This is a genomic window from Puniceibacterium antarcticum (assembly GCF_002760615.1).
Classification (GTDB): Bacteria; Pseudomonadota; Alphaproteobacteria; order Rhodobacterales; family Rhodobacteraceae; genus Puniceibacterium; species Puniceibacterium antarcticum.
The window spans coordinates 78,136-90,854 of sequence record NZ_AWWI01000141.1; the positions used below are offsets into that span (position 1 = coordinate 78,136).

Annotated in this window: 12 protein-coding genes and 1 pseudogene; 7 read left to right on the forward strand and 6 right to left on the reverse strand. The window is 58.3% G+C overall.

Features of this window, described 5'->3' with window-relative positions:
* Positions 1 to 146: 146 nt before the first annotated feature.
* The 5 genes from P775_RS20970 to coxB all read right to left on the reverse strand — a co-directional run bounded on the left by P775_RS20970 (position 147) and on the right by coxB (position 3,673).
* A complete protein-coding gene (locus tag P775_RS20970; RefSeq protein WP_099912820.1) occupies positions 147 to 947 on the reverse strand; it encodes a cytochrome c oxidase subunit 3 in 801 nt (266 codons plus the stop codon).
* Between the two features lie 25 nt (positions 948 to 972).
* The gene (locus P775_RS20975) at positions 973 to 1,557 is read right to left on the reverse strand and encodes a cytochrome c oxidase assembly protein (RefSeq protein ID WP_099912821.1); all 585 of its coding nucleotides are present in this window, start codon (positions 1,555 to 1,557) and stop codon (positions 973 to 975) included.
* Positions 1,557 to 1,730 (reverse strand): hypothetical protein, encoded by a 174-nt coding sequence (locus P775_RS28210; protein ID WP_180287520.1) that lies wholly within the window; start codon positions 1,728 to 1,730, stop codon positions 1,557 to 1,559. The genes P775_RS20975 and P775_RS28210 overlap by 1 nt, the downstream gene beginning before the upstream one ends.
* Positions 1,727 to 2,683, reverse strand: a complete 957-nt coding sequence (gene cyoE / locus P775_RS20985; RefSeq protein ID WP_099912823.1) for a heme o synthase — start codon at positions 2,681 to 2,683, stop codon at positions 1,727 to 1,729. Before cyoE ends, P775_RS28210 begins: the two co-directional genes overlap by 4 nt.
* A gap of 105 nt (positions 2,684 to 2,788) precedes the next feature.
* Entirely contained in the window at positions 2,789 to 3,673 is an 885-nt protein-coding gene (coxB, locus tag P775_RS20990; RefSeq protein WP_099912824.1) for a cytochrome c oxidase subunit II, read from the reverse strand.
* A 206-nt stretch (positions 3,674 to 3,879) separates the two neighbouring features.
* Between coxB and tldD the strand changes: the two genes are divergently transcribed.
* The 7 genes from tldD (at position 3,880) to P775_RS21025 (ending at position 11,936) form a co-directional block, all read left to right on the forward strand.
* Positions 3,880 to 5,301, forward strand: a complete 1,422-nt coding sequence (gene tldD / locus P775_RS20995) for a metalloprotease TldD (RefSeq protein WP_099912825.1) — start codon at positions 3,880 to 3,882, stop codon at positions 5,299 to 5,301.
* Between the two features lie 107 nt (positions 5,302 to 5,408).
* Complete coding sequence (dprA, locus tag P775_RS21000; protein WP_099912826.1) at positions 5,409 to 6,563, forward strand: DNA-processing protein DprA; 1,155 nt, start codon at positions 5,409 to 5,411, stop codon at positions 6,561 to 6,563.
* 260 nt (positions 6,564 to 6,823) lie between these two features.
* Positions 6,824 to 9,556, forward strand: a complete 2,733-nt coding sequence (gene topA, locus P775_RS21005; RefSeq protein ID WP_099912827.1) for a type I DNA topoisomerase — start codon at positions 6,824 to 6,826, stop codon at positions 9,554 to 9,556.
* A 116-nt stretch (positions 9,557 to 9,672) separates the two neighbouring features.
* On the forward strand, positions 9,673 to 10,221 hold the full coding sequence (locus P775_RS21010; RefSeq protein ID WP_099912828.1) for a L,D-transpeptidase: 549 nt from the start codon (positions 9,673 to 9,675) through the stop codon (positions 10,219 to 10,221).
* Positions 10,222 to 10,319: 98 nt separating this feature from the next.
* Positions 10,320 to 11,024, forward strand: a complete 705-nt coding sequence (locus P775_RS21015; RefSeq protein WP_099912829.1) for a CoA transferase subunit A — start codon at positions 10,320 to 10,322, stop codon at positions 11,022 to 11,024.
* Entirely contained in the window at positions 11,024 to 11,653 is a 630-nt protein-coding gene (locus P775_RS21020) for a 3-oxoacid CoA-transferase subunit B (RefSeq protein WP_099912830.1), read from the forward strand. The genes P775_RS21015 and P775_RS21020 overlap by 1 nt, the downstream gene beginning before the upstream one ends.
* Positions 11,646 to 11,936 carry a GNAT family N-acetyltransferase gene (locus tag P775_RS21025; RefSeq protein WP_099912831.1) on the forward strand — a complete coding sequence of 97 codons (291 nt, stop codon included), beginning with the start codon at positions 11,646 to 11,648 and terminating at the stop codon, positions 11,934 to 11,936. Before P775_RS21020 ends, P775_RS21025 begins: the two co-directional genes overlap by 8 nt.
* Positions 11,937 to 12,021: 85 nt before the next feature.
* On the opposite strand, the pseudogene P775_RS21030 reads toward P775_RS21025, so the two are convergent.
* Positions 12,022 to 12,580 (reverse strand): annotated as a pseudogene (locus tag P775_RS21030) (adenine phosphoribosyltransferase).
* Between the last annotated feature and the right edge of the window lie 139 nt (positions 12,581 to 12,719).

The window sequence follows — 12,719 nt, forward strand, 5'->3', positions numbered from 1 at the left end:
GCTGCGCACGTGTCATTTCATCCAACTTGGGGTTTTCAAAGCGACGCACGCATTCAATCGATTTAACGAAAATGGCGAGGTGCAGAGTGGCGAAAAGCGAAACGCCCGCCAGAAGCGGGCGTTTGCATTTGAATAGAATGACAGCCTCAGCCGCCCCAGACGTAAATCGACGCAAACAGAAACAGCCAGACCACGTCAACGAAGTGCCAATACCAAGCCGCGGCTTCAAAACCGACGTGCTTTTCCGGGGTAAAATGGCCTTTCATCAGGCGCAGCAGGCAGATGAATAGAAAAATCGTCCCAATGATCACATGCGCGCCATGAAAGCCGGTCGCCATGAAGAAGTTTGCACCATAGATGTTGCCAGAGAAGCCAAATGCAGCGTGGCTGTACTCATAAGCTTGGAAGAAGGTAAACAGCAGGCCAAGGGCAACAGCCAGGATCAGACCGTTCTTCATATCCTTGCGGTTGTTTTCGTGCACCAGCGCATGATGAGCCCAAGTCGCCGCCGCACCAGAGCAAAGCAGGATCAGCGTGTTAATCAGAGGCAGGTGCCATGCATCAAATGTCTCGATCCCTGCGGGTGGCCAGACGCCATCTACAGCGGGGCTGTTCGGACCCATCGGGTAAAGTGCGTGTTTGAAGAAGGACCAGAACCAGGCAAAGAAGAACATCACTTCGGACATGATGAAAAGGATGAAGCCGTATTTCAGGCCGATCCGCACCACAGGCGTGTGATCTCCGACCATGCTTTCTGCAATGACTTCAGACCACCATCCGAACATGGTGTAAAGCACGGCAATCAGGCCGACCAGGAACATCCAAGGCCCGGATCCGTGCATCCAGAGCACTGCTCCAAAGAGCATGACAAAAGCGCTGACCGATGCGATCAGTGGCCAGGCAGAGGGGCTCAGAATGTGGTAGTCGTGATTTTTTGCATGCGCCATTGGGGTTCCCTCGTTGTGGAAGGCGTTAGTTTACGCTTGTTGTTTCGGTCTTGCCTGCGTCCCAAGAGGCTTGCACTTCCTCGGGCAGGTCAATTTGATAAAAGGTATAGGACAGAGTGATCTGGTGGACGTACTTGGCATCGCGGTCATCCACAATCGCCGGATCGACGAAGAAGTTGACTGGCATCTGCACCCGTTCGCCCGGCATCAGCACCTGCTCGGTAAAGCAGAAACACTGGATTTTGTTGAAATAACCACCTGCCTCGTAGGGGGTCACGTTATAAGCAGCTTGACCAGCGACAGGGTGATCTGTCGGGTTGTACGCTTCAAAGAAGGCGAGGCCGTCTTCGCCGATATTCATTTCCATCGTGCGTACGACGGGCTTGAACTCCCACGGCATTCTGCTGTCCACCGTCGCATCGAAACGGATTGTCACCTTGCGGTCCAGAACCGTGTCGCTGCCTGCCTCAGCCACTTGCGTCACGCCGCCAAAGCCTGTGACGCGGCAGAACCAGTTGTAGAATGGCACAGAGGCCCAGGCGAGCGCACCCATGGTGAGCACGACGCCGACCAGAGTTGCAACAGTTTTGGATTTCGGATCCATTGCCATTATTGTGTTGCCTCCGTTGCTGCGGGGGGGCGGGCCGGTTCATAATCGCCGCGTGATACCTTGACGATCGTCAGGCCAAAGATGATCGCTATGAAGGCGCCCAAGACAACGCCGACGCCCAGATTGCGGCTAAACCGGCGGGTGTGGATTTCGTGCTGTTTGTTTAGGCTCATGACCATCCCCCCATGCCCATCCGTGTCAGGATCGCTTCGATCAGGATCGCGCCGAAATGTGCGAACAGATATAGCAGGGACAGCTTGAAGAATTTCTTTTCCGTAAGGAAGTTGTCGGTTTCCGACATGTCTTCGTCCCGGCGCCATATATCATAAGCGCCTTTTACGAACAGCGTATTCAGCACGATGGCAACGGCCAGGTAGATTGGACCACCGACGCTGGTGAAGGCTGTTGCAAGTGCCAAGGCCGCCAGCAGCAGGGTGTAGACGAGGATATGATTGCGCGCCGAACGGCGACCGTGCGTCACGGTCAGCATCGGCACGCCGGCGTGATCATAATCTTTGCGGATGAACAGGGCCAGTGCCCAGAAGTGCGGCGGGGTCCACATGAAGGTAAGGCAGAACATCAGTACGGATTCGATGCTGATTCCGCCGGTTGCCACTGCCCAGCCGATCATTGGGGGGAAGGCTCCTGCCGCGCCACCGATGACGATGTTCTGCGGCGTCCATCGCTTGAGCCACATGGTGTAGACGACGACGTAAAAGAAGATGGTGAAGGCCAGCAGTCCAGCGGCGAACCAGTTGGAGGCGAGGCCAAGGAAAACTACAGAAAAACCGGAAAGGGCAAGGCCAATGCCCAAGGCCTCTTGCTCCGTTACCTTACCGGACGGGATCGGGCGGCGCGCGGTACGTTTCATCACCGCGTCGATATCCGCATCCCACCACATGTTCAGCGCGCCTGAGGCGCCACCGCCCACTGCGATGAACAGTATGGCACAAAAGGCTACAAAAGGGTGCACGTGCACTGGCGACGCAAACAATCCTACGGCTGCAGTAAAGACCACAAGCGTCATGACCCGGGGTTTGAGCAGGGCAAAAAAATCGCCGAATTGTGCTTCGCCGTCGAAGCCCCGGCCCGAAAAGTCGGGGCTGTTGATGCTCGCATCGCTCATGCGTTGTAATCCTTGCTGGTCATTAGCTTAGGGTTTCCCCTGGCATGTATTCCGGTGTGGCGGGGGGGGGGGCGGGGCGCCCGAGGGCCCCATGCCACAGAACGCTTATTCGGCAGAGGCGACATTGTAGCCTGACGGCGTGCCTGCATATTCCTCGATCGCACCCTGCAGCCATTCATCATATGCCTCCTGGCTCACGACTTTGACGGTGATCGGCATATAGGCGTGGCTTGGGCCGCAAAGTTCGGAGCACTGACCAAAATACACACCTTCCCGCTCGGCCTTGAACCAGAGCTCCGCCAGACGACCGGGAACGGCATCTTGTTTCACACCGAAGGCCGGTACCGTCCATGAGTGGATCACGTCGGCACCGGTCAGTTGAACAACAATGGTCTTGCCCACGGGTACGACCACAGCGGTGTCGGTTGCTAGCAGCCATTCGTCCTTGGAATAACCCGCTTCGGTCAGCTGTGCTTCGACATCCGGGCTCATGCGGTTGTCGCCGCCAGTTGCCGGCGAGCCGATCATGTAGCTGTCAAAGGCAAAGTCACTGTCGACATATTCATAGCCCCAGTACCACTGGTAGCCGGTCGCCTTGATCGTGATATCAGCAGTCGGAATTTCCTGCTGCTTGAACAGGACTGGGAGAGAGAAAGAACCTATAAAGACCAGAATAACGATTGGCGCTAGGGTCCATGCAATCTCGATAGGGGTGTTGTGGGTGAAACCGGCGGGTTTCGCATTGGCCCGACGGTTGTAGCGCACCATGCAATAGATCATAAGCGCCGTCACGAAAACGACAATAGCGACCATGATAATGCTGACCATGCCGTCCAGCCAGTGGAGGTCTCGCGCAAGTTCGGTCGCGGCAGGCTGAAAGCCCATGGCGCCGTCTTTGGGGTGGCCAACAATCTCAAGCCCGTCCTGGGCAAGTGCCGGTCCGGCGGTGAGGGCAGCGGCAAGACCCGCCAGCATCGTTTTAAGTCGCATATGTCACCCTGATCGGTTGTGTGTCTTCATCTGTCGCGGGCAGGGTGAGGCTGGCGGTTTAAGAAACCGTTCCGGCACACCCCATTGTGTTGTCGCTGCTTAAAACCATATTCTTATCTATAGATAAAGAATATTGCTTGCGGCAAACGGACGCTTTCGCCGCATAGCCTGCCGTTTCAAGAGCGCAGCACAAACAGGAATGCCCCATGACAGATGCCCCCTTTCGCCCATTTGAGACTGCTCTGGATCAGCAAAATACGCTTTTCCAGCTGCGCAATGCACTTTCAGGGGCGGATGATGGCGAACTTTTCCTGGAACGCAGCCGGTCCGAGGTGCTGATGTTCGACGATGGTCGCATCAAGACTGCAAGCTATGACGCTTCCGAAGGATTCGGCCTGCGCGCAGTGCGCGGAGAGGTGGCAGGCTACGCTCATTCTACGGATATCAGCGAATCTGCGATTCTGCGCGCGTCTGAAACCGCCCGTCTTGCGGTGGGTGATGGAGGCGGCACATTGGCCGAGGCGCCGCAGCGCACCAACACGACGCTTTATACAGATGCAGATCCGATCGCGGGCCACGCCTTTCCGGTCAAGGTCGAGACACTGCGCGAGATCGACGCCTTCGCCCGGGACCTTGATCCGCGGGTGGTGCAGGTGACCGCGACTATCGCGGCGTCCTTGCAGGAAGTCGCGATCCTGCGCGCGGACGGCACCCTTGTGACGGACACGCGGCCCATGACGCGCGTGAATGTTTCCATCATCGTCGAAGATAAGGGGCGGCGCGAGGCGGGGACAGCGGGCGGCGGCGGACGCGTGCTGCTAGACGGGCTGCTGGATCCTGCCGGCTGGCAGGCCAAAGCGCGCGAGGCGCTGCGCATCGCGCTGGTGAATCTGAGTGCCGAATCTGCGCCTGCGGGGGTCATGGACATTGTATTGGGACCGGGCTGGCCGGGCATTCTGCTACACGAGGCAGTGGGGCATGGGCTTGAGGGCGATTTTAACCGCAAGGGCAGTTCGGCCTTTGCCGGCCTGATGGGGCAGCAGGTCGCTTCTCGCGGGGTGACGGTTCTTGACGATGGCACGATCCCGGATCGGCGTGGGTCGATCACCGTGGATGACGAGGGCACACCATCGCGCAAGAATGTGCTGATCGAAGATGGCATTTTAGTTGGCTACATGCAGGATCGTCAAAACGCGCGCCTGATGGGGGTGGCTCCAACTGGCAATGGGCGACGCGAATCTCATGCGCATACGCCAATGCCACGGATGACGAACACCTATATGTTGGGCGGCGATGCCGATCCGGCTGATATTGTTGCCGATCTCAAGGACGGTATATATGCTGTCGGTTTTGGTGGTGGACAGGTGGATATCACCAACGGCAAGTTCGTATTTTCCTGCACAGAGGCGTACCGCGTCAAGAACGGCAAGGTCGGAGCGCCTGTAAAGGGTGCGACGCTGATCGGCGATGGTGCTACGGCACTACAACAGATCCGCGCCTTGGGCAATGACATGGCGCTGGATCCGGGCATGGGCAACTGCGGCAAGCAGGGGCAATGGGTCCCGGTTGGGGTCGGTCAGCCCACGGTTATGATCGGCGGGCTGACGGTTGGAGGTGCGCAGGGCTAAGGCCGCGCAGCAAATCGGTCAGCCCGGAATTTTCGTCACACTTGGTTACCTTCATCCTCTATTAACCAATAGTCCGCTATCAAAGTGCAGCAAGCGACGGAGCCAGGATGACCGAAGAGACCCTTTCTTCCACTCACCCCCTACTCCCACCCACCACGGAAGATGATCGGCTAGCTTGGCTTCGTCTCTTGCGCTCTCGCCGGGTCGGCGTTTCAACATTTTATCGCATGATGGGTGAGCACGGCTCGGCGCAGGCGGCGCTTGCGGCGCTGCCACAGATCGCCACAAAGGCGGGTGTTTCCGATTATTCGGTTTGCCCCGAAGGTGTGGTTCACGCCGAACTCAAGGCGGCCCGCCATGCGCGAGCGCAGCTGATCTGTCGGGGAGAGGCTAACTATCCTGATGCTCTTTGCGATCTCTCCGATGCGCCGCCGATGCTCTGGGTGATTGGTGATCCCGCTGTGCTTGGCCGTCCGATGGTGGCACTTGTCGGAGCGCGCAATGCATCCTCTCTGGGTACGCGCATGGCAAAGGCGCTCGCTTGCGGTCTTGGCGAACAGGGGTATGTCGTGGTGTCTGGTCTTGCGCGCGGCATTGATGCCGTGGCGCATTTGGCCAGCCTTGGTACCGGAACCGTGGCGATCATGGCGGGCGGTGCAGATGTCCTGTATCCATCGGAAAACGCCAAGCTGGGCGAAGATATTGTTGCCACCGGGGGGGTGCGTGTCAGCGAAATGCCCATCGCGATGCAGCCGCAGGCCCGTCATTTCCCCGCGCGAAATCGCATCATCTCGGGGCTGGCATGCGCCGTTGTCGTGGTTGAGGCGGCGGGTAAATCCGGATCTCTGATCACAGCCAGATGCGCGTTGGATCAGGGACGCGAGGTGATGGCGGTCCCGGGGCATCCTTTTGATGCCCGCGCTGCCGGATGTAACATGTTGTTGCGCGACGGTGCCACGCTGGTGCGCAGCGCCGAAGACGTTATTGAGGCGCTTCCAACTCTGCAATCGCCTCTGAGGCAGACGCAACTGCCTGTGCCGATACCGCCTGATGCCCCGCCACACGATCGCCGTAGCCTGCGTGAAACTGCAGCGCTGCACAGTCAGATCCTGATGCGGCTCGGACCCTCTCCGCTGGCCGAAGATCAACTGATCCGGGATGTTGGCGCCCCATCTAAAGAAGTGTCACCTGCGCTGACCGAACTGGAACTTGACGGGCGGATCCGTCGCCAGCCTGGAGGGCTATTGTCACGTATTGACTAGCGAGGCGCGACCATTCGCGCCGCACGGATCTTGCGAACCTCTCAGAGGTCTGTTCCAAGTGCTATCTGAAACAGGTAGAAATGTATTGTAATCATTTACGAAAAACGCAGCCATAGTATTCCTTTTAGGGCGCTTTAGATCATTGTTACTGCGGGCCTTCATGGCGGTGTCCAAGTGCTTCGGATTGACAATTCCCGCTTGCACCCCACAAGCTGCCCCGCCATACGAGACCAGACCCATTCCCGAAAGGTGCGCATTTCATGCCCGTTGTCGTTGTCGAATCCCCGGCCAAAGCCAAGACAATCAACAAATATCTGGGCTCGGATTACACAGTTCTCGCTTCTTACGGACACGTTCGCGATCTGCCTGCCAAGGACGGCTCGGTTGATACAGAGAACGGGTTCGAGATGATCTGGGAGGTCGGAAACGACTCCAAGAAGCACATGAAGGCGATCGCCGATGCGCTTGCCAAGGATAACTCGCTGATCCTCGCAACTGACCCGGATCGTGAGGGCGAGGCGATCAGCTGGCACCTGCAAGAGGCGCTGATCAAGCGCAAGTCGATCAAGAAGGACACGGCTGTCAGCCGCGTCACATTTAACGCAATCACCAAGGCCGCCGTGACCGAGGCGATGAAGAATCCCCGCGAGATCGATGCTCCGCTGGTTGAGGCTTATCTCGCCCGCCGCGCGCTCGACTACCTTGTCGGTTTTAACCTCTCACCCGTGCTCTGGCGCAAGTTGCCTGGCGCGCGCTCTGCCGGGCGGGTGCAATCGGTCTGCCTGCGCCTGATCGTCGAGCGCGAGATGGAGATCGAGGCCTTCAACAACCGCGAATACTGGTCAGTGAAGGCGCTTTTCGCCACGCCGCGCGGGCAGGAATATGAGGCGCGACTGACGGTGCTGGCGGGCAAGAAACTTGACCGCTACGATATCGAAAATCGTACGCAGGCAGAAATCGCTGTGCAGGCTGTCACCTCACGCGATCTGACCGTGAAATCGGTCGAGGCGAAACCGGCCTCCCGCAACCCTTCGGCTCCGTTCATGACTTCGACCCTGCAGCAGGAGGCGTCGCGCAAGTTCGGCATGGGCGCCAAAATGTGCATGTCTGCCGCGCAGCGCCTTTATGAGGCCGGCCACATCACCTACATGCGGACCGACGGCATCGATATGGCGCCTGAGGCCGTGCAAGAAGCGCGCGCCGCAATCAAGGAACGCTACGGGGATGAATACGTCCCTTCAAGCCCACGCATCTACAAGAACAAGGCCAAGAACGCGCAGGAAGCCCACGAATGCATCCGCCCGACGGAAATGTCCAAGGATGCTGCCGCGCTGAAGCTGACCGACGCGGATCAGCGCAAGCTCTATGACCTCATCTGGAAGCGCACGCTGGCCTGTCAGATGGAAGGCGCACGTCTTGAGCGCACAACCGTTGATATCGCCAGTCGCGATGGTCAGATTGAACTGCGCGCCACGGGGCAGGTCGTGCTGTTTGACGGCTTTCTCAAGGTCTATGAAGAGGGCCGCGACGATGTGGGGGACGAGGATGAAAACCGCCTTCCGCAGATCTCTCAGGGGGAACCGGCAGCCTTTGCCAAGAGCGGCCTGAAAGAGCAGTTCGCCAAGTCGACCTCCAAGGACGATGATGTGCTTGAGGCGGACAAGAGCCCGTCGGCCGTGCTGTCGGACAACAGCGCCGTGCTTGCGCTGCAAAGCTTCACCCAGCCGCCGCCGCGCTATACCGAGGCGACGCTGGTCAAGAAGATGGAAGAGCTGGGGATCGGGCGTCCGTCGACCTATGCTTCTGTGATCACAACGATTCAGGACCGCGAATATGTCCGCAAGGACAAGAACCGCCTGTTCCCCGAGGACAAGGGCAGGATCGTCACCATCTTCCTGCTGAACTTTTTCAAGCGCTACATCGAATATGACTTCACTGCAGCGCTGGAAAACGATCTTGACCATGTCAGCGCCGGCGAAGCGAATTACAAAGACGTGCTGATGCGCTTCTGGAAGGATTTCTCGGTTGCGATTGCAGAAACCTCTGAACTGCGCATTACCGAGGTGCTCGACGTCCTCGACGCAGCGCTAGCGCCGCAGCTGTATCCGCCGCGCGAGGATGGCTCTGACCCTCGTGTCTGTCCGCTCTGTGGTGAGGGGCAGCTGCACCTCAAGACATCGCGCACCGGCGGGTTCGTCGGCTGTGGGCGCTACCCAGAGTGTCGCTACACCCGTCCTATCGGGGGTGATTCCACCGAGGGCGGAGACCGGGTTCTGGGCGAAGACCAAGGGGACGAGATTTCCCTGCGGTCTGGCCGGTTCGGGCCTTATGTCCAACGCGGCGAAGTCACCGAAGAGAACAAGAAGCCGCCGCGTTCGAGCCTGCCCAAGGGCTGGGCGCCGGATGCGATGGACCTGGAAAAGGCGCTGACCCTGCTGAGCCTGCCGCGCGAAGTCGGCAAGCACCCCGAGGATGGCGAACCTATCGAGGCCGGGATTGGCCGCTACGGTCCCTTCGTCAAGCATGGCAAGCTTTATGCCAACCTCAAGGAGGTCGATGAGGTCTTTGAGATTGGGATCAACCGGGCTGTCGATGTGCTGGCACAGAAACTTGCCACGCGCGGGGCTGGTCGGGCTGCGGCCAAGGCGTTGAAAGAGCTGGGTGACCACCCCGAGGGCGGCGGTGCGGTCAGTGTGATGGAGGGGCGGTATGGCCCATACATCAAGTGGGAGAAGATCAACGCCACCCTGCCGAAAGAAACGGAACCGGCGGATGTGACGATGGAGCAGGCGGTTGCCCTGATCGCCGAAAAGGCCGCAAAGTCGGGCAAGAAGGCGCCTGCCAAAAAGGCAGCCGCGAAAAAGCCTGCGGCTAAAAAGGCCCCGGTCAAGAAAGCCGCTGCCAAGAGCGCGACGACCAAGACCACAACCGCCAAGAAACCTGCGGCCAAGAAGGCCCCAGCCAAGAAAGCGGCGCCCAAAGAGGCCGAGTGAGCTGGTTTTTGTGACCTTTCTGCCGATCACATTTCGATTCAAGCATATGTGATTGGCCTCTTACTTGTCGCCACCTCAGGTTGCGGATCAAGAGGAAATTTAAGAAAGGCAACTTAATGGCTTACAACCCCACCCGCCGGACCCTGATCGCGGGGGCGGTGGCATCTCTGCTTCCTTTTCCAGCGCTTGCGCAAGACGCTGCACGCAACAACATCTCAAGCTTTGCCCGTCAGGACTGGAGAGATCATTTCGACAGCCTCGGCGTGGGAGCCATCGTTTGCGATACCACCAGCCGAGCGCTGCATTATTGGAATGCAGATGGCAGCGACTATCGTATCTATCCGACCTCTGTGCCCAAGACAGATGAACTGACGCGGCGCGGATATACCAAGATTGTGCGTAAGAAGGTCGGTCCAAGCTGGACACCGACCTCTAGCCAGCTCAAGCGTTTCCCCGACTGGAAACCTGTCTCGGGCGGTGCGCCGGACAATCCGCTTGGCACCCATGCGCTCTATTTTGACTGGCCAGCCTATCTGATCCATGGCACGCAGGACACCCGCAAGATCGGGCGCCGGTCCTCGGATGGCTGCATTGGGCTGTATAATGAAAAGATCGAAGAACTTTTCGCCATCACGGTGATTGGCACCCAAGTGCGTCTGGTCTGATCTGGCCTGCTGTCATACCTCAACGCAGGGCAATGACCCTGCGTTGACTCTTCCCAACCAGCGGGCCACAAATTGCGCAATCAGTTGAGGAGATTTCCATGAATAAAGTCTATGGATCTGCGGCAGAGGCTTTGGACGGCCTGCTGTTTGACGGCATGTTCATTGCAGCGGGTGGTTTCGGCCTGTGTGGTATTCCGGAACTGTTGCTGCAGTCGATCAAGGATGCTGGAACCAAGGATCTGACCTTTGCCTCAAACAACGCCGGTGTGGACGATTTCGGGATCGGAATACTGCTGCAAACCAAGCAGGTGAAAAAGATGATTTCGTCCTATGTGGGCGAGAATGCCGAATTCATGCGCCAATACCTGTCCGGCGAGCTGGAGTTGGAATTCAACCCGCAGGGCACTCTGGCCGAGCGGATGCGGTCTGCGGGATGTGGCATCCCTGGGTTCTACACCAAGACCGGCGTGGGCACTCAGATTGCCGAGGGTAAGGAACACAAGGATTTCAACGGCGAGACCTACATCCTTGAGACTGGCCTGTTCGCGGACCTTTCGATCGTCAAGGCTTGGAAAGCGGATACGACGGGCAATCTCGTGTTCAACAAGACTGCGCGCAACTTCAACCCGCCTGCGGCCATGTGTGGCAAGGTCTGCGTCGTCGAGGTCGAAGAGATCGTGCAGCCGGGCGAGCTTGACCCCGACAAGATCCACCTCCCGGGCGTCTATGTGCACCGCATCATCCAGGGTGAACACGAGAAGCGGATCGAGAAAGTTACAACCCGCAAGAGGGAGCAAGCCTGATGCCTTGGGATCGCGAACAGATGGCCGCACGCGCGGCTCAGGAACTTCAGGACGGCACCTATGTGAACCTTGGTATCGGTATCCCGACGCTGGTCAGCAACTACATCCCCGAGGGGGTAGAGGTGACGCTGCAGTCCGAAAACGGCATGCTGGGCATGGGGCCGTTCCCCTATGACGGCGAAGAGGATCCTGACCTGATCAATGCCGGCAAACAGACGATCACCGAACTGCCGCATACCTCGTATTTCGACTCGGCGATGTCGTTTGGTATGATCCGCGGCGGCAAGATTGCCATGGCGATCCTCGGCGCGATGGAAGTGGCCGAGAATGGGGATCTCGCCAACTGGATGATCCCCAAGAAGCTGGTCAAGGGCATGGGCGGAGCAATGGACCTTGTCGCTGGCGTGCAACGGGTGGTCGTCGTGATGGATCACACAAACAAGGCAGGCGAATCCAAGCTGCTTAAGGAATGCACTCTGCCGCTGACGGGCAAGGGCGTGGTGGATCGGATCATCACCAACTTGGGTGTTCTGGACGTGGTCGAGGGCGGTCTGAGAATTGTCGAATGTGCCGTGGGTGTGAGCGAAGAAGAGCTGCGCGCCGCAACTGCAGGCACGATCGTTGAGTGACTTCGCAATCACCCGCGAGGTTGACGGCGCAAAGGGTCGTTATGTTATCCGCAAGGACGGCTCAGAGGCAGAACTGACCTATTCCATAGCCTCTGCTACGCTGGTAATTGCGGATCATACCGGTGTGCCAGATGCCTTTCGCGGCACGGGCGCCGGTCTTGCACTGGTCCAACGGTTGGTCGCGGACGCGCGGTTGGAGGGGTTCAGGATTGTGCCTCTCTGCCCTTTCGTCAATGCGCAACGACAGCGTCATCCCGACTGGGCGGATGTCTTTAGCGTTTGATCCACAGGAGTGCGTGTGCCGAGTGTGCATTTTCAGGATTTTCGTACACACAGATGGGCGACGCTCGCTCCGGTGGTCGTGTCGCTCAGAGTCCATTGAAGGCACAGAGCGCGTGTACGTCTATGCCCAAGAATTCGAGCAGATTGCGGTCGCCAAGTTCTGGCAGATTAACGATGAAGGCACAGCCGATGATTTGCCCGCCCAGACGTTCGACTAGTAGGATTGCAGCCTTGGCGGTACCGCCGGTGGCCATAAGATCATCGAAAATGAGCACTTTTTCTCTAAGTTGGGTCGCGTCGCAATGCAGATCGACCACGGCAGCTCCGTATTCCAAGGTATATTCTTCCGAGATTACCTTGACCGGCAGTTTGCCTTTTTTTACGAACCGGCGCAAAGCCGACCGAAAGCTGGCTCGCGACTGCGCCACCGATGATGAAGCCGCGCGCCTCGATCCCTACGATCTTGTCGACGCGCGGGCCCGCATAGGGATGCAGAACCTGATCTATCGCGGTGCGAAAGCCGTGCGGGTCGGCGAAAAAACTGGTGACATCGCGAAACAGGATCCCTTCGTGCGGGAAATCCACAATGATCCCTTCGTGCGGGAAATCCACAATGGTGCCGATGTAGTCCTTGATCGTATTCACGGCGGTGGACGCGGTGTTTGAAAGTATGCGGTTCTGACTGTCCCGGATCGGGGAGCAATGCTGTTCTTTGGCGCATAGTCTCGCATCGGGTTCTCGTTACCTACGAGGCGATATTATGCGACACAGATCTTCAGAGCGC